Here is a 19,409-nt window from a genome sequence, read left to right on the forward strand (position 1 = left end):
ACCTACTTACTCTGTCTGCTTTCTCAATGAGATTCGGCGGGTCTTTATACCCCTTCCCCCAGGGTTGTTTGCATGAAATATATCAGGTCTCTTACCCAGCAAAGATTGTGTCTGATGCTGGCTGTCTATATCGGTTTGTTTCTGAATGGCGCGGTGCTGTTCAGAAGAGTGGAAGGTTATTTTGAACACCTCACCGTAAGAAACGGGATTTTCGCCGCGATTGAAGTGTTTGGCTCAATTCTGGCAACCTTCTTCCTGCTACGTCTGCTCTCGCTTTTTGGCAGACGTACATGGCAGGTTCTGGCCTCGCTGGTGGTGATTATCTCTGCCGCCGCAAGCTATTACATGACATTCATGAATGTGGTCATTGGCTACGGTATTGTGGCCTCGGTGATGACCACGGACATCGACCTCTCGAAAGAGGTGGTGGGGCAAGGGTTCATCATGTGGACGATTTTGACCTGCCTGATCCCGCTCTTCTTTATCTGGAGTAATACCTGTCGCTATACCCTGTTACGCCAGCTGCGTACCCGTGGGCAACGCATCCGCAACGTCGCCGTCGTTCTTCTGGCGGGTCTGCTGGTATGGGCGCCTATTCGCCTGATGGAAAAACAGCAAAAGCGGATCGAAAAAGCGACAGGCGTAGATATGCCAAGCTACGGCGGCGTGGTGGCTAACTCGTATCTGCCGTCTAACTGGCTGTCGGCGCTAGGTCTCTATGCCTGGGCTCAGGCGGACGAATCCAGCGATGTGAAATCGCTGATTAACCCGACCAAAAAGTTCACCTACCAGGCTCCGGCTGACGGACTGGATGATACTTACGTGGTCTTCGTTATCGGCGAAACGACGCGCTGGGATCATATGGGTATTCTCGGTTATGACCGCGATACCACCCCGAAACTGGCGCAGGAAAAGAACCTGGTGGCATACCGCGGCTACTCCTGCGATACCGCCACGAAGCTTTCGTTGCGCTGTATGTTTGTTCGTGAGGGCGGTGCGAGTGATAATCCTCAGCGCACTCTCAAAGAGCAAAACGTGTTTGCTGTTCTGAAGCAGCTTGGATTTAGCTCCGATCTGTTCGCCATGCAAAGTGAGATGTGGTTCTACACCAACACCATGGCGGATAACATCGCCTACCGCGAGCAGATTGGCGCCGAGCCGCGTAACCGCGGAAAGAACGTTGATGATATGCTGCTGCTCTCTGAGATGGAACAGTCGCTGAAAAACCATCCGCAGGGTAAGCACCTTATTGTTCTGCATACCAAAGGTTCACACTACAGCTACTATCAGCGTTATACGCGCGATTTCGCCAAATGGACGCCTGAGTGCGTCGGCATTAACAAGAACTGTAGCAAGCAGGAGCTGATCAATGCCTATGATAACTCGATTCTGTATGTGGATACCTTCCTCAGCCGGGTGATCGACCAGCTTCGCGATAAGAAAGCGATTGTGATCTACGCGGCCGACCACGGCGAGTCCATCAACGAGAAAGAGCATTTACACGGTACGCCGCGTAAGCTGGCCCCGCCTGAGCAGTTCCGCGTGCCGATGATCATGTGGATGTCGGATAAGTACCTGGAAAACCCGGACAAAGCCAAAATGTTTGCCCATCTGAAACAGCAGGCAGAGATCAAGGTACCGCGCCGTCACGTTGAGCTGTACGACACCATTATGGGTTGTCTGGGCTATACCTCACCGAACGGTGGGATTAACGAAAACAACAACTGGTGTAAACTCCCTGATAACACCACAAAAGCCGCGCAGTAGCTGGTCTGGCGAGAATATCGCCAGTTGAATGGCTTTTTGAAAATAAGGGATTGACGGGGGCGCACCTCAGCAGTAAGATGCGCTCCGCATTCGGCGAGTAGCGCAGCTTGGTAGCGCAACTGGTTTGGGACCAGTGGGTCGGAGGTTCGAATCCTCTCTCGCCGACCACATTCTAAAAAGGGCTAACCGCAAGGTTAGCCCTTTTTGCATTAACGCGTTACCCCGCACGAGTCCTCAAAATACCCCTTAGCCCTGCTTCCCCCTGCCTGTTTGCGGTTTTGTGACATAATCCATTGTATTTTTTTATATATAGTTTGATCTTTTTTCGCGTTGCTTATGGATAACCTCAGCATTTTTCGCTGTGCGTTTTAACGTTCGCGGTATTTAGTGCTCAGATAATCACCATTCTGTAAGAAAATTTACCCATTCTGAATAAAACTTAATCACTGAGTGTTGCGAAATATGAAGATAATTGTGCTGCATCATGGCGAGTAGCATAAATTTCTCTGCTGAAAACTCACGGTCAGGGTTTTTTTAATCTTTGTTTGCGGTTTCTCACACTCCACGTAAATCCCCGCCACCTGTATTGACGTTTTCACATTCTGTTGACAGATTGTAGGGCACGAGGGGCATTTCAGGGAGGATCTGCGCTGCAACTCAAACGCTCTTCTGAAAGGATTCTCTATCCCTTTTAACGCCTTCGGGCATCACCGACCGGACCGGGTAAAAAATAAATAAAGGTCAGGCGGCGTAACACAACAAAGCAAAACATCACATTGGAGCACAATAATGAGTATTTCCTTGAAGAAGTCAGGGATGCTGAAGCTTGGTCTGAGCCTGGTGGCCATGACCGTTGCAGCAAGCGTACAGGCAAAAACCCTGGTTTACTGTTCTGAAGGCTCTCCGGAAGGCTTTAACCCACAGCTCTTTACCTCTGGTACGACTTACGACGCAAGCTCTGTACCGATCTATAACCGTCTGGTTGAATTTAAAACCGGCACCACGGAAGTAATTCCTGGCCTGGCTGAAAAGTGGGATATCAGCGAAGACGGTAAAACCTATACCTTCCACCTGCGCCAGGGCGTGAAGTGGCAGGACAGCAAAGAATTTAAACCTACGCGCGACTTTAACGCCGATGACGTTGTGTTCTCCTTCGACCGTCAGAAAAATGCCCAGAACCCGTACCATAAAGTGTCTGGCGGCAGCTATGAATACTTCGAAGGGATGGGTCTGCCAGACCTGATCGCTGAAGTGAAAAAAGTGGACGATAAAACCGTTCAGTTTGTGCTGACGCGTCCGGAAGCGCCATTCCTGGCTGACCTGGCGATGGACTTCGCCTCGATTCTCTCTAAAGAGTACGCTGACAACATGCTGAAAGCCGGCACGCCGGAAAAAGTGGACCTGAACCCAATCGGTACCGGCCCGTTCCAGCTGCTTCAGTACCAGAAAGATTCCCGTATTCTGTATAAAGCCTTCCCGGGCTACTGGGGCACCAAGCCGCAGATCGACCGTCTGGTCTTCTCCATCACGCCTGACGCATCCGTGCGTTACGCAAAATTGCAGAAAAACGAATGTCAGGTGATGCCGTATCCAAACCCGGCTGACATCGCGCGCATGAAGCAGGACAAAAATATCAACCTGCTGGAGCAGGCGGGCCTGAACGTGGGTTATCTCTCCTTCAACACCGAGAAGAAACCGTTCGATGACGTGAAAGTGCGCCAGGCGCTGACTTACGCGGTGAACAAAGAAGCGATCATCAAAGCCGTTTACCAGGGCGCGGGCGTTGCGGCCAAGAACCTGATCCCACCAACCATGTGGGGCTATAACGACGACATTAAGGACTACACCTACGATCCTGAGAAAGCGAAAGCGCTGCTGAAAGAAGCGGGCCAGGACAAAGGCTTCACCGTCGAGCTGTGGGCGATGCCGGTACAGCGTCCTTACAACCCGAACGCACGTCGTATGGCGGAAATGGTTCAGGCTGACTGGGCGAAGATTGGCGTACAGGCCAAGATTGTGACCTACGAGTGGGGCGAGTACCTGAAGCGCGCCAAAGCGGGCGAACACCAGGCGGTCATGATGGGCTGGACCGGCGACAACGGGGATCCGGACAACTTCTTCGCGACCCTGTTCAGCTGTGCGGCAGCGAAAGACGGTTCCAACTACTCTCGCTGGTGCTACAAGCCGTTTGAAGATCTGATCCAGCCGGCGCGTGCGACCGACGATCACAACAAACGTATCGAACTGTACAAGCAAGCTCAGGTTGTCATGCACGATCAGGCTCCGGCGCTGATTGTTGCTCACTCCACCGTGTACGAGCCAGTGCGTAAAGAAGTGAAGGGCTACGTGGTTGATCCACTGGGCAAACACCACTTCGAAAACGTGTCTGTTGAATAATAAGTAGGGTGTTCTCCCTCTCCCTGTGGGAGAGGGCAGGGGTGAGGGGCGTGCATGCATCCCCTCATCCTAACCCTCTCCCACAGGGAGAGGGAATTTACATTTGTGAGCAATACAGACGTCACGCCACTGGGCGTGCGTCATCAGAGAGAATCCGGGTTATGTTGCAGTTCATCCTCCGACGTCTGGGACTGGTTATCCCGACGTTTATCGGTATCACCCTTCTCACTTTTGCCTTCGTCCATATGATCCCGGGTGACCCGGTAATGATTATGGCGGGCGAGCGTGGTATCTCCCCTGAACGTCATGCGCAACTGCTGGCTGAACTCGGCCTTGATAAGCCGATGTGGCAGCAGTATCTCCACTATATCTGGGGCGTGTTGCACGGCGATTTAGGGATTTCACTGAAAAGCCGTCTTCCGGTGTGGGACGAGTTCGTGCCGCGCTTTAAAGCGACGCTGGAACTCGGTATCTGCGCCATGATCTTCGCGACCGCGGTAGGGATCCCCGTTGGCGTACTGGCTGCCGTTAAGCGTGGCTCTATTTTCGACCACACCGCTGTTGGCCTGGCACTGACCGGCTACTCCATGCCTATCTTCTGGTGGGGCATGATGCTGATCATGCTGGTCTCGGTGCAGTGGAACCTGACGCCGGTCTCCGGACGCGTCAGCGACATGGTTTTCCTTGACGACACCAACCCGTTAACCGGCTTTATGCTGATTGATACGGCGATCTGGGGCGAAGAGGGCAACTTCATTGATGCGGTTGCGCACATGATCCTGCCTGCAATGGTGCTGGGCACCATCCCTCTGGCGGTGATCGTGCGTATGACCCGTTCCTCCATGCTGGAAGTGCTGGGCGAGGATTATATTCGTACTGCCCGCGCTAAAGGCCTGACCCGTATGCGCGTCATCATCATTCATGCCCTGCGTAACGCTATGCTGCCGGTGGTAACCGTTATCGGTTTGCAGGTCGGTACGCTGCTGGCGGGGGCGATCCTGACCGAAACCATCTTCTCCTGGCCGGGTCTTGGACGCTGGCTGATTGATGCGCTGCAACGCCGTGACTATCCGGTTGTGCAGGGCGGTGTACTGCTGGTCGCGACGATGATTATCCTCGTCAACCTGCTGGTCGATTTGCTGTACGGCGTGGTGAACCCGCGTATTCGTCATAAGAAGTAAGGGGCCATCATGTCACAAGTTACTCAAAATAAAGTGGTCACCGCACCGGTGCCAATGACGCCGATGCAGGAGTTCTGGCACTACTTCAAGCGCAACAAAGGCGCGGTCGTCGGGCTGGTGTATGTTTCCATCATGATCCTGATTGCGGTGTTTGCGAACTTCCTTGCGCCGTATAACCCGGCTGATCAGTTCCGCGATGCGCTGCTGGCACCTCCCGCATGGCAGGACGGCGGAAGCCTGGCGCACCTGCTGGGCACCGACGACGTGGGCCGCGATGTGCTGTCGCGCCTGATGTACGGCGCACGCCTGTCGCTGCTGGTTGGCTGCCTCGTTGTCGTACTGTCGCTGATCATGGGGATCGTACTCGGCCTCGTGGCGGGCTACTTCGGCGGCATTGTTGATAACATCATCATGCGCGTCGTCGACATTATGCTGGCATTGCCAAGCCTGCTGCTGGCGCTGGTGCTGGTGGCGATCTTTGGTCCGTCGATTGGTAACGCCGCGCTTGCGCTGACGTTTGTTGCGCTACCGCATTACGTGCGTCTGACCCGTGCGGCGGTGCTGGTGGAAGTGAACCGCGACTACGTTACCGCCTCTCGCGTGGCGGGTGCCGGTGCTATGCGTCAGATGTTTATCAATATCTTCCCAAACTGCCTTGCGCCGCTGATTGTTCAGGCGTCGCTCGGTTTCTCTAACGCCATTCTTGATATGGCCGCTCTTGGCTTCCTTGGCATGGGTGCGCAGCCGCCAACACCGGAGTGGGGCACCATGCTCTCCGACGTGTTGCAGTTCGCGCAAAGCGCCTGGTGGGTCGTCACCTTCCCGGGTCTGGCGATTCTGCTGACGGTGCTGGCATTTAACCTGATGGGTGACGGTCTGCGTGATGCACTTGATCCCAAACTGAAGCAGTAAGAGGCACGAGATGGCGTTATTAAATGTAGATAAATTATCCGTGCACTTTGGCGACGAAGGCACACCGTTTCGCGCCGTGGACCGCATCAGCTACAGCGTTAATCAGGGCGAAGTGGTCGGGATTGTAGGAGAGTCGGGCTCCGGTAAGTCAGTGAGTTCGCTGGCGATTATGGGGCTGATTGACTACCCCGGCCGCGTGATGGCGGAAAATCTGGAGTTCAACGGTCAGGATCTGAAGCGCATTTCCGAAAAACAGCGCCGCCAGCTGGTGGGCGCGGAAGTGGCGATGATCTTCCAGGACCCCATGACCAGCCTGAACCCATGCTACACCGTCGGTTTCCAGATTATGGAAGCCATTAAGGTGCATCAGGGCGGGAATAAGAAAACCCGTCGCCAGCGTGCTATCGATCTGCTGAACCAGGTGGGGATACCTGACCCGGCATCGCGTCTGGACGTTTACCCGCACCAGCTTTCCGGCGGGATGAGCCAGCGCGTGATGATCGCCATGGCGATTGCCTGTCGACCAAAACTGCTGATTGCGGATGAACCAACTACCGCGCTGGACGTGACCATCCAGGCGCAAATCATCGAGCTGCTGCTGGAGTTGCAGCAGAAAGAGAATATGGCGCTGGTGCTGATTACGCACGACCTGGCGCTGGTGGCGGAAGCGGCACACAAAATCATCGTGATGTACGCGGGTCAGGTGGTGGAGACCGGAAGTTCGCACGATATCTTCCGCGCGCCGCGTCACCCGTATACGCAGGCGTTACTGCGCGCGCTGCCGGAGTTTGCCCAGGACAAAGCGCGTCTGGCGTCACTGCCGGGTGTGGTTCCGGGTAAATATGACCGTCCGCAGGGCTGCCTGCTGAATCCGCGCTGCCCGTATGCGACGGACAAATGCCGCGCCGAGGAGCCAGAGCTGAATCTGCTGGCCGATGGTCGGCAGTCAAAATGCCACTACCCACTCGATGATGCCGGGAGGCCAACACTATGAGTACGCACGAGGCCACCACGCAACAGCCGCTGTTGCAGGCTATCGACCTGAAAAAACATTACCCGGTGAAGAAAGGGATTTTTGCCCCCGAGCGCCTGGTAAAAGCGCTGGACGGCGTCTCCTTCAGTCTTGAACGCGGTAAAACGCTGGCGGTCGTCGGGGAGTCGGGCTGTGGGAAATCCACGCTGGGCCGTCTGCTGACGATGATCGAAACTCCAACCGGCGGCGAGCTTTACTATCAGGGCCAGGATCTGCTCAAGCACGATCCGCAGGCGCAGAAGCTGCGTCGTCAAAAAATCCAGATTGTGTTCCAGAACCCGTACGGTTCTTTAAACCCGCGTAAAAAAGTGGGGCAGATTCTGGAAGAGCCGCTGCTGATTAACAGCAATCTGAGCAAAGAGCAGCGTCGTGAAAAAGCGCTGGCGATGATGGCGAAGGTGGGGCTTAAAACCGAGCATTACGATCGCTACCCGCATATGTTCTCTGGCGGTCAGCGTCAGCGTATTGCCATCGCCCGTGGGCTGATGCTTGACCCGGACGTGGTGATTGCCGATGAGCCGGTCTCAGCGCTTGACGTGTCCGTTCGTGCGCAGGTGCTTAACCTGATGATGGATTTACAGCAGGATCTGGGACTGTCGTACGTCTTCATCTCCCATGACCTGTCCGTGGTTGAGCACATTGCCGATGAGGTGATGGTGATGTATCTGGGACGCTGCGTGGAGAAGGGGACGAAAGATCAGATCTTTACTAACCCGCGTCATCCGTATACGCAGGCGCTGCTGTCTGCAACGCCGAGACTGAACCCGGATGACCGCCGGGAGCGCATTAAGCTGACCGGCGAGTTGCCAAGCCCACTTAACCCGCCGCCGGGATGTGCGTTCAACGCCCGCTGCCGTCGCCGCTTCGGTCCGTGCACGCAGTTGCAGCCACAGCTGAAGGATTATGGCGGACAGCTGGTGGCCTGCTTCGCAGTCGATCAGGATGAAAACGGCGAAAAGCCGCAGGCATAAATAAAAAAACCGGCGCTAAGCCGGTTTTTTTACGTCTGAGATCTACTTCCGTAAACGAATCTGGTCGACGGCGTGTTTCTCACTCTTGGTGAGGATCAGGCTTGCGCGTTCGCGCGTCGGCAGGATGTTCTCTTTGAGGTTGACGTAGTTGATCTCATTCCACAGCCCGGTCGCCACGCTGATAGCCTCTTCTTCAGAGAGCTGGGCGTAGTTGTGGAAGTAGGAATCCGGGTCGGTGAACGCGCCTTCGCGGAACTTCAGGAAGCGGTTGATATACCAGCGTTGCAGCAAATCTTCCGGCGCATCGACATAAATTGAGAAATCGACAAAGTCAGAGACAAACACATGATGCGGATCGTGAGGATAATCCATCCCGCTTTGCAGGACGTTTAAGCCTTCCAGAATCAGGATGTCGGGCTGCACAACCGTTTTGTCGCCATCCGGGATGCGGTCGTAGATCAGATGCGAGTAAACCGGCGCGGTAACGTGAGGTACGCCCGATTTTAGATCTGAAACAAACTTTACCAGGCGGTGCATATCATAAGAGAGCGGGAAGCCCTTCTTTTTCATCAGGCCGCGTTCTTTCAACACCTCGTTGGGATGCAGGAAGCCGTCGGTGGTGATCAGCTCCACGCTGCGGTGTTCCGGCCAGCGGCTCAGCAGCGCCTGTAGCACGCGCGCGGTGGTACTTTTACCCACTGCCACGCTGCCCGCAATACTGATGATATAAGGAATACGTTGACCGTTCGTGCCGAGGAACTGTTCCAGTACGGCCTGACGACGCAAATTGGAGCTGATATAGAAGTTAAGCAAGCGAGAGAGGGGGAGATAGATTTCTGCCACCTCTTCCAGGGAGAGATCTTCGTTTATCCCTTTTAGCCGTGCGATTTCACCTTCCGTCAGTGTCATAGGGACGGAGTCACGCAGGGCTGCCCACTGGCTACGGTTAAACTGAAGATAGGGCGTCATTAACGTTTGCTCTTTTTTGCTCATAAGCATGCTTCTGTGAACCATCACGAAACGGCGGGTGCGGGCTCATCACATAGTTAATTTTGGACAATGGGCAGGAGGTTAACACCAGATGAGAGGAATAATAAGAAAAAATATGGGAAAGCGATGCTTAACCGGGCAGGCATCACCTGGGGCTATAGCGTGCCGAAATCAGGCGTTCATGTTGAATTTTTAACCGTGAGCGGATGAATTTACAGCGGTTAGCCCTGGTTTCGAATAAAATGTGAGCGAAAGAACGTTTTATGCAATTTTTTAGTTGCATGACTGCGCAGGTCTCCATAGAATGCGCGCTACTTGATGCCGACTTAGCTCAGTAGGTAGAGCAACTGACTTGTAATCAGTAGGTCACCAGTTCGATTCCGGTAGTCGGCACCATCAAGTCCGGTGGGGTTCCCGAGCGGCCAAAGGGAGCAGACTGTAAATCTGCCGTCACAGACTTCGAAGGTTCGAATCCTTCCCCCACCACCACTTTCTGGCAGCGACAACGCCGCCGGAGCTGGTTGGAAAAATTGACCAGCTCGAACAGAAAAGAGAGAAATCTCTTTTTTTGTTACAGAAAGAACTGGGTAGCCGAGTTTCAGGATGCGGGCATCGTATAATGGCTATTACCTCAGCCTTCCAAGCTGATGATGCGGGTTCGATTCCCGCTGCCCGCTCCAATACGTGCTGATATGGCTCAGTTGGTAGAGCGCACCCTTGGTAAGGGTGAGGTCCCCAGTTCGACTCTGGGTATCAGCACCACTTCACTTCTCCCTCCCTTTCTCTCTGTTTCAATGTAAATGTATTCAACAGTTCAGGCATTTTCGCCTGGTTGATGTGGTGATATCACCGATTTATCCGTGTCTTAGAGGGACAATCGATGTCTAAAGAAAAGTTTGAACGTACAAAACCGCACGTTAACGTCGGTACTATCGGCCACGTTGACCATGGTAAAACAACGCTGACCGCTGCAATCACTACCGTACTGGCTAAAACCTACGGCGGTGCTGCTCGTGCTTTCGACCAGATCGATAACGCACCAGAAGAAAAAGCTCGTGGTATCACCATCAACACCTCTCACGTTGAGTATGACACCCCGACTCGCCACTACGCACACGTAGACTGCCCAGGCCACGCCGACTATGTTAAAAACATGATCACCGGTGCTGCGCAGATGGACGGCGCGATCCTGGTTGTTGCTGCGACTGACGGCCCTATGCCTCAGACTCGTGAGCACATCCTGCTGGGTCGTCAGGTAGGCGTTCCTTACATCATCGTGTTCCTGAACAAATGCGACATGGTTGATGACGAAGAGCTGCTGGAACTGGTAGAGATGGAAGTTCGTGAACTGCTGTCTCAGTACGATTTCCCAGGCGACGACACTCCAATCGTTCGTGGTTCCGCGCTGAAAGCGCTGGAAGGCGACGCAGAGTGGGAAGCGAAAATCATCGAACTGGCTGGCTACCTGGATTCTTACATCCCAGAACCAGAGCGTGCGATTGACAAGCCATTCCTGCTGCCAATCGAAGACGTATTCTCCATCTCCGGTCGTGGTACCGTTGTTACCGGTCGTGTAGAGCGCGGTATCATCAAAGTTGGTGAAGAAGTTGAAATCGTTGGTATCAAAGAGACTGCGAAGTCTACCTGTACTGGCGTTGAAATGTTCCGCAAACTGCTGGACGAAGGCCGTGCTGGTGAGAACGTTGGTGTTCTGCTGCGTGGTATCAAACGTGAAGAAATCGAACGTGGTCAGGTTCTGGCGAAGCCAGGCTCAATCAAGCCACACACCAAGTTCGAATCTGAAGTGTACATTCTGTCCAAAGACGAAGGCGGCCGTCATACTCCGTTCTTCAAAGGCTACCGTCCACAGTTCTACTTCCGTACAACTGACGTGACCGGTACCATCGAACTGCCAGAAGGCGTAGAGATGGTAATGCCAGGCGACAACATCAAGATGGTTGTGACGCTGATCCACCCAATCGCGATGGACGACGGTCTGCGTTTCGCAATCCGTGAAGGCGGCCGTACCGTTGGCGCGGGCGTTGTTGCTAAAGTTCTCGGCTAATCGCTGATAACATTTGACGCAATGCGCAATAAAAGGGCATCATTTGATGCCCTTTTTGCACGCTTTCACATCAGAACCTGGCTCATCAGTGATTAATTTTGTCATAATCATTGCTGAGACAGGCTCTGCGGAGAGCGTATAATACGAAAAGCGAATAGCATTTCGATTGGTTTGCCTCGCGCTCGCGGGGTGAAAATGTTTGTAGAATACTTCTGACAGGTTGGTTTATGAGTGCGAATACCGAAGCTCAAGGGAGCGGGCGCGGCCTGGAAGCGATGAAATGGATAGTTGTAGCCGTGCTGCTGATTGTGGCGATTGTCGGCAACTATCTTTATCGTGACATGATGCTGCCGCTACGCGCGCTTGCAGTGGTAATTCTGATTGCTGCGGCGGGTGGTGTCGCGCTGTTGACGACGAAAGGCAAAGCGACCGTTGCGTTTGCCCGCGAAGCGCGTACCGAAGTCCGCAAGGTCATTTGGCCGACTCGCCAGGAAACATTGCACACCACGCTGATTGTAGCGGCGGTAACCGCTGTAATGTCACTGATCCTGTGGGGACTGGATGGTATTCTGGTTCGCCTGGTATCCTTTATCACTGGCCTGAGGTTCTGAGATGTCTGAAGCCCCTAAAAAGCGCTGGTACGTCGTTCAGGCGTTTTCCGGTTTTGAAGGCCGCGTAGCTACGTCGCTGCGTGAGCATATCAAATTACATAATATGGAAGAGTTATTTGGCGAAGTTATGGTTCCGACCGAAGAAGTGGTTGAGATCCGTGGCGGCCAACGTCGCAAAAGCGAGCGTAAATTCTTCCCGGGTTACGTGCTGGTTCAGATGGTGATGAACGACGCGAGCTGGCACCTGGTGCGCAGCGTACCACGCGTGATGGGCTTTATCGGCGGCACATCTGACCGTCCGGCGCCAATCAGCGACAAAGAAGTTGATGCGATTATGAACCGCCTCCAGCAGGTTGGTGATAAACCGCGTCCGAAAACGCTGTTTGAACCGGGTGAGATGGTTCGTGTTAACGACGGTCCGTTTGCTGACTTCAATGGCGTCGTCGAAGAAGTGGACTACGAGAAGTCCCGCCTGAAAGTTTCCGTTTCTATCTTTGGTCGTGCGACCCCGGTAGAGCTGGACTTTGCTCAGGTAGAAAAAGCCTAAGCAGCGATCAAAAAAGCGACGATTTAATCGTTGCACAGGGCGCGAGATTGGAATACAATTTCGCGCCTTTTGTTTTTATGGGCCCCGGCCCGTAAAACGAATTTTATTCACGGGGAGCCTCTCTGAGGCGTTATTACCCAATCAGAGGATTTTAGAATGGCTAAGAAAGTACAAGCCTACGTCAAGCTGCAGGTTGCAGCAGGTATGGCGAACCCAAGTCCACCAGTTGGTCCAGCTCTGGGTCAGCAGGGTGTGAACATCATGGAATTCTGTAAAGCGTTCAACGCCAAAACTGAATCCATGGAAAAAGGTCTGCCAATCCCAGTTGTAATCACTGTTTACGCTGACCGTTCTTTCACTTTCGTTACCAAAACCCCTCCAGCAGCAGTTCTGCTGAAGAAAGCAGCGGGCATCAAGTCTGGTTCCGGTAAGCCGAACAAAGACAAAGTGGGTAAAATTTCCCGCGCTCAGTTGCAGGAAATCGCGCAGACCAAAGCTGCCGACATGACTGGTTCCGACATTGAAGCGATGACTCGCTCCATCGAAGGTACTGCACGTTCCATGGGCCTGGTAGTGGAGGACTAAGAAATGGCTAAACTGACCAAGCGCATGTCCGTGATCCGTGACAAAGTTGATGCGACCAAACAGTACGACATCAACGAAGCTATCGCTCTGCTGAAAGAACTGGCAACTGCTAAGTTCGTTGAAAGCGTTGACGTTGCCGTTAACCTGGGCATCGACGCTCGTAAATCCGATCAGAACGTTCGTGGCGCAACTGTACTGCCACACGGTACTGGCCGTTCCGTACGCGTAGCTGTATTTGCTCAGGGTGCAAACGCTGAAGCTGCTAAAGCTGCCGGCGCTGAACTGGTAGGTATGGAAGATCTGGCTGATCAGATCAAGAAAGGCGAAATGAACTTTGACGTTGTTATTGCTTCTCCAGATGCAATGCGCGTTGTTGGCCAGCTGGGCCAGGTTCTGGGTCCACGCGGCCTGATGCCAAACCCGAAAGTGGGTACTGTAACGCCTAACGTTGCTGAAGCGGTTAAGAACGCTAAAGCAGGTCAGGTTCGTTACCGTAACGACAAAAACGGCATCATCCACACCACCATCGGTAAAGTGGACTTTGACGCTGACAAACTGAAAGAAAACCTGGAAGCTCTGCTGGTTGCGCTGAAAAAAGCAAAACCAACTCAGGCGAAAGGCGTGTACATCAAGAAAGTTAGCATCTCCACCACCATGGGTGCAGGTGTTGCAGTTGACCAGGCTGGCCTGAGCGCTGCTGCAAACTAATGCCTTTACGTGGGCGGTGATTTTGTCTACAATCTTACCCCCACGTTTGCTAACAAAAGTTAGCGGCTAAAAGAATTGTTCGTTGGAGCCTGGCCTATCCAGGCCTCCGTCGAAGACCGCAGGTGTTTCGCAAGAAACTTAATCCCCTGCGTAGACGGTGACAGAACGCTAAGATTATTTTAAATACTCTGGCTTGTTTCTGCTCACCGTATTAAGACGCTCTTCCCGTTGGGTCGAGTGAAGTGAGTTCCGGAACATGAGTTCCGGCAAACATCCAGGAGCAAAGCTAATGGCTTTAAATCTTCAAGACAAACAAGCGATTGTTGCTGAAGTCAGCGAAGTAGCCAAAGGCGCGCTGTCTGCAGTAGTTGCGGATTCCCGTGGCGTTACTGTAGACAAAATGACTGAACTGCGTAAAGCAGGTCGTGAAGCTGGCGTATACATGCGTGTTGTTCGTAACACCCTGCTGCGTCGCGTAGTTGAAGGTACTCAGTTCGAGTGCCTGAAAGACACGTTTGTTGGTCCGACCCTGATTGCATACTCTATGGAACACCCGGGCGCTGCTGCTCGTCTGTTCAAAGAGTTCGCGAAAGCGAATGCAAAATTTGAGGTCAAAGCTGCAGCCTTTGAAGGTGAGTTGATCCCGGCATCGCAAATCGATCGCCTGGCAACCCTGCCGACCTACGAAGAAGCAATTGCACGCCTGATGGCAACCATGAAAGAAGCTGCGGCTGGCAAACTGGTTCGCACTCTGGCTGCTGTACGCGATGCGAAAGAAGCTGCTTAATCGCAGTTATCTTTATAAAGCATTTGCTTACGTATAAACTTATTCTGATTTTCAGGAACAATTTAAATGTCTATCACTAAAGATCAAATCATTGAAGCAGTAGCAGCTATGTCCGTAATGGACGTTGTAGAGCTGGTTTCTGCAATGGAAGAAAAATTCGGTGTTTCTGCTGCTGCTGCTGTAGCTGTAGCTGCGGGCCCGGCTGAAGCTGCTGAAGAAAAAACTGAATTCGACGTAATTCTGAAAGCTGCTGGCGCGAACAAAGTTGCTGTAATCAAAGCAGTACGTGGCGCAACTGGCCTGGGTCTGAAAGAAGCTAAAGACCTGGTAGAATCTGCTCCAGCTGCGCTGAAAGAAGGCGTGAGCAAAGACGACGCAGAAGCACTGAAAAAATCTCTGGAAGAAGCTGGCGCTGAAGTTGAAGTTAAATAAGCCAACTTTTCTGGTTGCAGCCTAAGCAATTAGGCTGATGGCTGGTGACTTTTTAGTCACCAGCCTTTTTGCGCTGTAAGGCATCAGCAGCATTTCACACTGTTTGACTGCTGGTTGTCCTGACAATGCTTGTTTCTATCGACGACTTAATATACTGCGACAGGGTGCTCGCTCTGTGTAAATCGCAATGAAATGGTTTAAGCGTGATAGCAACAGGTATTGCGGAAAGTATTCAATTTTCCGGTCCACAAAATGGTGTTGCACAAACTGTCCCTTCGTCGGACAGATGGGTCGACTTGTCAGCGAGCTGAGGAACCCTATGGTTTACTCCTATACCGAGAAAAAACGTATTCGTAAGGATTTTGGTAAACGTCCACAAGTTCTGGACATTCCATATCTCCTTTCTATCCAGCTTGACTCGTTCCAGAAGTTTATCGAGCAAGATCCTGAAGGGCAGTACGGCCTGGAAGCAGCCTTCCGTTCCGTGTTCCCGATTCAGAGCTACAGCGGTAATTCCGAGCTGCAGTACGTCAGCTACCGCCTTGGCGAACCGGTGTTTGACGTTCAGGAATGTCAGATCCGTGGCGTGACCTATTCCGCACCGCTGCGCGTAAAACTGCGTCTGGTGATCTACGAGCGCGAAGCGCCGGAAGGCACTGTAAAAGACATTAAAGAACAAGAAGTCTACATGGGTGAAATTCCACTCATGACGGACAACGGTACTTTCGTTATCAACGGTACTGAGCGTGTTATCGTTTCCCAGCTGCACCGTAGCCCGGGCGTCTTCTTCGACAGCGATAAAGGTAAAACGCACTCTTCCGGTAAAGTACTGTATAACGCACGCATCATTCCTTACCGTGGTTCATGGCTGGACTTCGAATTCGATCCAAAAGACAACCTGTTTGTCCGTATCGACCGTCGTCGTAAGCTGCCTGCAACCATCATTCTGCGTGCACTGAACTATACCACTGAGCAGATCCTGGACCTGTTCTTTGAGAAAGTGATCTTTGAAATCCGCGACAACAAGTTGCAGATGGAGTTGGTGCCGGAACGTCTGCGTGGTGAGACCGCGTCGTTCGACATCGAAGCCGACGGCAAAGTGTATGTGGAAAAAGGTCGCCGTATCACCGCGCGCCACATCCGCCAGCTGGAAAAAGATGATATCAAACACATCGAAGTTCCGGTTGAATACATTGCAGGAAAAGTAGCCGCGAAAGATTACGTTGATGAATCAACTGGCGAGCTGATCTGCCCGGCGAACATGGAGCTGAGCCTGGATCTGCTGGCTAAGCTGAGCCAGTCTGGCCACAAACGTATCGAAACGCTGTTCACCAACGATCTGGACCACGGTCCGTACATCTCTGAGACTGTACGCGTCGACCCAACCAACGATCGTCTGAGCGCGCTGGTCGAAATCTACCGCATGATGCGTCCTGGTGAGCCACCAACTCGCGAAGCGGCTGAAAGCCTGTTCGAGAACCTGTTCTTCTCCGAAGACCGCTACGATCTGTCCGCGGTTGGTCGTATGAAGTTCAACCGTTCTCTGCTGCGCGACGAGATCGAAGGTTCCGGTATCCTGAGCAAAGACGACATCATTGAAGTGATGAAGAAGCTCATCGATATCCGTAACGGTAAAGGCGAAGTGGACGATATCGACCACCTCGGCAACCGTCGTATCCGTTCCGTAGGCGAAATGGCGGAAAACCAGTTCCGCGTTGGCCTGGTACGTGTAGAGCGTGCGGTGAAAGAGCGTCTGTCTCTGGGCGATCTGGATACCCTGATGCCTCAGGATATGATTAACGCGAAGCCGATTTCTGCGGCAGTGAAAGAGTTCTTCGGTTCCAGCCAGCTGTCTCAGTTCATGGACCAGAACAACCCGCTGTCTGAGATCACGCACAAACGTCGTATCTCCGCACTCGGCCCAGGCGGTCTGACCCGTGAACGCGCAGGCTTTGAAGTTCGAGACGTACACCCGACTCACTACGGTCGCGTATGTCCAATCGAAACGCCTGAAGGTCCAAACATCGGTCTGATCAACTCCCTGTCCGTGTACGCACAGACGAACGAATACGGTTTCCTCGAGACCCCGTATCGTAAAGTGACCGACGGTGTTGTTACTGACGAAATTCATTACCTGTCTGCTATTGAAGAAGGCAACTACGTTATCGCTCAGGCGAACTCCAACCTGGATGACGAAGGCCACTTTGTAGAAGATCTGGTTACCTGCCGTAGCAAAGGCGAATCCAGCTTGTTCAGCCGCGACCAGGTTGACTACATGGACGTATCCACCCAGCAGGTGGTATCCGTCGGTGCGTCCCTGATCCCGTTCCTGGAACACGATGACGCCAACCGTGCATTGATGGGTGCGAACATGCAACGTCAGGCCGTTCCAACTCTGCGTGCTGATAAGCCGCTGGTTGGTACCGGTATGGAACGTGCTGTTGCCGTTGACTCTGGTGTTACAGCAGTTGCTAAGCGTGGCGGTACCGTTCAGTACGTTGACGCATCCCGTATCGTTATCAAAGTTAACGAAGACGAGATGTATCCGGGCGAAGCGGGTATCGACATCTACAACCTGACCAAATACACCCGTTCTAACCAGAACACCTGTATCAACCAGATGCCATGTGTGTCTCTGGGTGAGCCAGTTGAGCGCGGCGACGTGCTGGCAGACGGTCCGTCCACCGACCTCGGTGAACTGGCGCTCGGTCAGAACATGCGCGTAGCGTTCATGCCGTGGAACGGTTACAACTTCGAAGACTCCATCCTCGTCTCCGAGCGTGTGGTTCAGGAAGATCGTTTCACCACCATCCACATTCAGGAACTGGCATGTGTGTCCCGTGACACCAAGCTGGGGCCAGAAGAGATCACCGCTGACATCCCGAACGTGGGTGAAGCTGCGCTCTCTAAACTGGATGAATCCGGTATTGTTTACATCGGTGCGGAAGTGACCGGCGGCGACATTCTGGTTGGTAAGGTCACGCCGAAAGGCGAAACCCAGCTGACGCCAGAAGAGAAACTGCTGCGTGCAATCTTCGGTGAGAAAGCGTCTGACGTTAAAGACTCTTCTCTGCGCGTACCAAACGGTGTTTCCGGTACGGTTATCGACGTTCAGGTCTTCACTCGTGACGGCGTTGAGAAAGATAAGCGTGCGCTGGAAATCGAAGAGATGCAGCTCAAACAGGCTAAGAAAGACCTGTCTGAAGAACTGCAAATCCTCGAAGCAGGTCTGTTCAGCCGTATCTATGCGGTGCTGGTTGCCGGTGGCGTTGAAGCTGAGAAGCTCGACAAACTGCCACGCGATCGCTGGCTGGAACTGGGCCTGACCGACGAAGAGAAACAGAATCAGCTGGAACAGCTGGCTGAGCAGTATGACGAACTGAAACACGAGTTCGAGAAAAAACTCGAAGCGAAACGCCGTAAAATCACTCAGGGCGACGATCTGGCACCAGGCGTGCTGAAGATTGTTAAGGTGTATCTGGCTGTTAAACGTCAGATCCAGCCTGGTGATAAGATGGCAGGTCGTCACGGTAACAAGGGTGTTATCTCTAAGATCAACCCGATCGAAGATATGCCGCACGATGCTAACGGTACGCCGGTAGATATCGTACTGAACCCACTGGGCGTACCGTCTCGTATGAACATCGGTCAGATTCTGGAAACCCACCTGGGTATGGCTGCGAAAGGTATCGGCGATAAGATCAACGCCATGCTGAAACAGCAGCAGGAAGTCGCGAAACTGCGCGAGTTCATCCAGCGTGCCTACGATCTGGGTACCGACGTTCGTCAGAAAGTCGACCTGAACACCTTCAGCGATGAAGAAGTGCTGCGTCTGGCAGAGAACCTGCGCAAAGGTATGCCAATTGCAACGCCGGTATTCGACGGTGCAAAAGAAGCTGAAATTAAAGAGCTGCTGCAACTGGGTGGTCTGCCAACGTCTGGTCAGATTACGCTGTTTGACGGCCGTACCGGTGAACAGTTCGAGCGTCCGGTAACCGTAGGTTACATGTACATGCTGAAACTGAACCACCTGGTCGACGACAAGATGCACGCTCGTTCTACCGGTTCTTACAGCCTGGTTACTCAGCAGCCGCTGGGTGGTAAGGCTCAGTTCGGTGGTCAGCGCTTCGGGGAGATGGAAGTGTGGGCGCTGGAAGCATACGGCGCAGCATACACCTTGCAGGAAATGCTCACCGTTAAGTCTGATGACGTGAACGGTCGTACTAAGATGTATAAGAACATCGTAGACGGCAACCATCAGATGGAACCGGGCATGCCAGAATCCTTCAACGTACTGTTGAAAGAGATTCGTTCGCTGGGTATCAACATCGAACTGGAAGACGAGTAATTCTCGCTCAAACAGGTCACTGCTGTCGGGTTAACGCCCGACAGCAGAGTGTGCTAACTCCGACGGGAGCAAATC

At 53.0% G+C, this 19,409-nt stretch carries 15 protein-coding genes and 5 tRNA genes; 19 read left to right on the plus strand and 1 reads right to left on the minus strand.

Annotated features, from left to right (window positions below; genetic code table 11):
• Positions 1-72 precede the first annotated feature (72 nt).
• The 7 genes from eptB to dppF all read left to right on the plus strand — a co-directional run bounded on the left by eptB (position 73) and on the right by dppF (position 8,261).
• Positions 73-1,767: a kdo(2)-lipid A phosphoethanolamine 7''-transferase gene (eptB, locus tag FZF21_RS01190; RefSeq protein ID WP_017383570.1), complete on the plus strand. Its 1,695-nt coding sequence runs from the start codon at positions 73-75 to the stop codon at positions 1,765-1,767.
• 91 nt (positions 1,768-1,858) lie between these two features.
• A tRNA-Pro gene (locus FZF21_RS01195) sits at positions 1,859-1,935 on the plus strand.
• Positions 1,936-2,556: 621 nt separating this feature from the next.
• A complete protein-coding gene (gene dppA, locus FZF21_RS01200) occupies positions 2,557-4,164 on the plus strand; it encodes a dipeptide ABC transporter periplasmic-binding protein DppA (RefSeq protein WP_003860756.1) in 1,608 nt (535 codons plus the stop codon).
• A 161-nt stretch (positions 4,165-4,325) separates the two neighbouring features.
• A complete protein-coding gene (dppB, locus tag FZF21_RS01205) occupies positions 4,326-5,345 on the plus strand; it encodes a dipeptide ABC transporter permease DppB (protein ID WP_006810536.1) in 1,020 nt (339 codons plus the stop codon).
• Between the two features lie 9 nt (positions 5,346-5,354).
• Entirely contained in the window at positions 5,355-6,257 is a 903-nt protein-coding gene (gene dppC / locus FZF21_RS01210) for a dipeptide ABC transporter permease DppC (RefSeq protein WP_045338310.1), read from the plus strand.
• 10 nt (positions 6,258-6,267) lie between these two features.
• Positions 6,268-7,251, plus strand: a complete 984-nt coding sequence (gene dppD, locus FZF21_RS01215; RefSeq protein ID WP_045333501.1) for a dipeptide ABC transporter ATP-binding protein — start codon at positions 6,268-6,270, stop codon at positions 7,249-7,251.
• The gene (gene dppF, locus FZF21_RS01220) at positions 7,248-8,261 is read left to right on the plus strand and encodes a dipeptide ABC transporter ATP-binding subunit DppF (protein WP_017383568.1); all 1,014 of its coding nucleotides are present in this window, start codon (positions 7,248-7,250) and stop codon (positions 8,259-8,261) included. The genes dppD and dppF overlap by 4 nt, the downstream gene beginning before the upstream one ends.
• A 42-nt stretch (positions 8,262-8,303) precedes the next feature.
• Here dppF and coaA read toward each other — a convergent pair whose 3' ends face one another.
• Complete coding sequence (gene coaA, locus FZF21_RS01225) at positions 8,304-9,254, minus strand: type I pantothenate kinase (RefSeq protein ID WP_015569977.1); 951 nt, start codon at positions 9,252-9,254, stop codon at positions 8,304-8,306.
• A gap of 317 nt (positions 9,255-9,571) precedes the next feature.
• Here coaA and FZF21_RS01230 point away from each other — a divergent pair.
• From FZF21_RS01230 to rpoB, 12 genes are all read left to right on the plus strand, one after another.
• Positions 9,572-9,647: transfer RNA gene (locus tag FZF21_RS01230), tRNA-Thr, on the plus strand.
• 8 nt (positions 9,648-9,655) lie between these two features.
• A tRNA-Tyr gene (locus tag FZF21_RS01235) sits at positions 9,656-9,740 on the plus strand.
• A gap of 116 nt (positions 9,741-9,856) precedes the next feature.
• Positions 9,857-9,931: transfer RNA gene (locus FZF21_RS01240), tRNA-Gly, on the plus strand.
• Positions 9,932-9,937: 6 nt separating this feature from the next.
• Positions 9,938-10,013 (plus strand) — tRNA-Thr (locus FZF21_RS01245).
• A gap of 118 nt (positions 10,014-10,131) precedes the next feature.
• The gene (gene tuf / locus FZF21_RS01250) at positions 10,132-11,316 is read left to right on the plus strand and encodes an elongation factor Tu (RefSeq protein ID WP_014885484.1); all 1,185 of its coding nucleotides are present in this window, start codon (positions 10,132-10,134) and stop codon (positions 11,314-11,316) included.
• 227 nt (positions 11,317-11,543) lie between these two features.
• Complete coding sequence (gene secE, locus FZF21_RS01255; RefSeq protein ID WP_001275693.1) at positions 11,544-11,927, plus strand: preprotein translocase subunit SecE; 384 nt, start codon at positions 11,544-11,546, stop codon at positions 11,925-11,927.
• A gap of 1 nt (position 11,928) precedes the next feature.
• A complete protein-coding gene (gene nusG, locus FZF21_RS01260; protein ID WP_003862341.1) occupies positions 11,929-12,474 on the plus strand; it encodes a transcription termination/antitermination protein NusG in 546 nt (181 codons plus the stop codon).
• 156 nt (positions 12,475-12,630) lie between these two features.
• Positions 12,631-13,059, plus strand: coding sequence for a 50S ribosomal protein L11 (gene rplK, locus FZF21_RS01265; protein ID WP_003862340.1), 429 nt, complete (start codon positions 12,631-12,633; stop codon positions 13,057-13,059).
• A gap of 3 nt (positions 13,060-13,062) precedes the next feature.
• The gene (gene rplA / locus FZF21_RS01270) at positions 13,063-13,767 is read left to right on the plus strand and encodes a 50S ribosomal protein L1 (RefSeq protein ID WP_006810530.1); all 705 of its coding nucleotides are present in this window, start codon (positions 13,063-13,065) and stop codon (positions 13,765-13,767) included.
• A 289-nt stretch (positions 13,768-14,056) separates the two neighbouring features.
• A complete protein-coding gene (gene rplJ, locus FZF21_RS01275; RefSeq protein WP_003862338.1) occupies positions 14,057-14,554 on the plus strand; it encodes a 50S ribosomal protein L10 in 498 nt (165 codons plus the stop codon).
• A gap of 66 nt (positions 14,555-14,620) precedes the next feature.
• Positions 14,621-14,986, plus strand: coding sequence for a 50S ribosomal protein L7/L12 (gene rplL, locus FZF21_RS01280; RefSeq protein ID WP_002445276.1), 366 nt, complete (start codon positions 14,621-14,623; stop codon positions 14,984-14,986).
• Positions 14,987-15,305: 319 nt separating this feature from the next.
• Complete coding sequence (gene rpoB, locus FZF21_RS01285) at positions 15,306-19,334, plus strand: DNA-directed RNA polymerase subunit beta (protein WP_015569976.1); 4,029 nt, start codon at positions 15,306-15,308, stop codon at positions 19,332-19,334.
• Positions 19,335-19,409: the final 75 nt, after the last annotated feature.

Source organism: Enterobacter sp. LU1, assembly GCF_008271405.2.
Taxonomy (GTDB): domain Bacteria; phylum Pseudomonadota; class Gammaproteobacteria; order Enterobacterales; family Enterobacteriaceae; genus Enterobacter; species Enterobacter hormaechei_C.

Bases quoted from the DNA above. Each gene is read 5' to 3' on its own strand.
- eptB (WP_017383570.1), top strand. From the start codon at position 73: ATGAAATATATCAGGTCTCTTACCCAGCAAAGATTGTGTCTGATGCTG.
- dppA (WP_003860756.1), top strand. From the start codon at position 2,557: ATGAGTATTTCCTTGAAGAAGTCAGGGATGCTGAAGCTTGGTCTGAGC.
- dppB (WP_006810536.1), top strand. From the start codon at position 4,326: ATGTTGCAGTTCATCCTCCGACGTCTGGGACTGGTTATCCCGACGTTT.
- dppC (WP_045338310.1), top strand. From the start codon at position 5,355: ATGTCACAAGTTACTCAAAATAAAGTGGTCACCGCACCGGTGCCAATG.
- dppD (WP_045333501.1), top strand. From the start codon at position 6,268: ATGGCGTTATTAAATGTAGATAAATTATCCGTGCACTTTGGCGACGAA.
- dppF (WP_017383568.1), top strand. From the start codon at position 7,248: ATGAGTACGCACGAGGCCACCACGCAACAGCCGCTGTTGCAGGCTATC.
- coaA (WP_015569977.1), bottom strand. From the start codon at position 9,254: ATGAGCAAAAAAGAGCAAACGTTAATGACGCCCTATCTTCAGTTTAAC.
- tuf (WP_014885484.1), top strand. From the start codon at position 10,132: ATGTCTAAAGAAAAGTTTGAACGTACAAAACCGCACGTTAACGTCGGT.
- secE (WP_001275693.1), top strand. From the start codon at position 11,544: ATGAGTGCGAATACCGAAGCTCAAGGGAGCGGGCGCGGCCTGGAAGCG.
- nusG (WP_003862341.1), top strand. From the start codon at position 11,929: ATGTCTGAAGCCCCTAAAAAGCGCTGGTACGTCGTTCAGGCGTTTTCC.
- rplK (WP_003862340.1), top strand. From the start codon at position 12,631: ATGGCTAAGAAAGTACAAGCCTACGTCAAGCTGCAGGTTGCAGCAGGT.
- rplA (WP_006810530.1), top strand. From the start codon at position 13,063: ATGGCTAAACTGACCAAGCGCATGTCCGTGATCCGTGACAAAGTTGAT.
- rplJ (WP_003862338.1), top strand. From the start codon at position 14,057: ATGGCTTTAAATCTTCAAGACAAACAAGCGATTGTTGCTGAAGTCAGC.
- rplL (WP_002445276.1), top strand. From the start codon at position 14,621: ATGTCTATCACTAAAGATCAAATCATTGAAGCAGTAGCAGCTATGTCC.
- rpoB (WP_015569976.1), top strand. From the start codon at position 15,306: ATGGTTTACTCCTATACCGAGAAAAAACGTATTCGTAAGGATTTTGGT.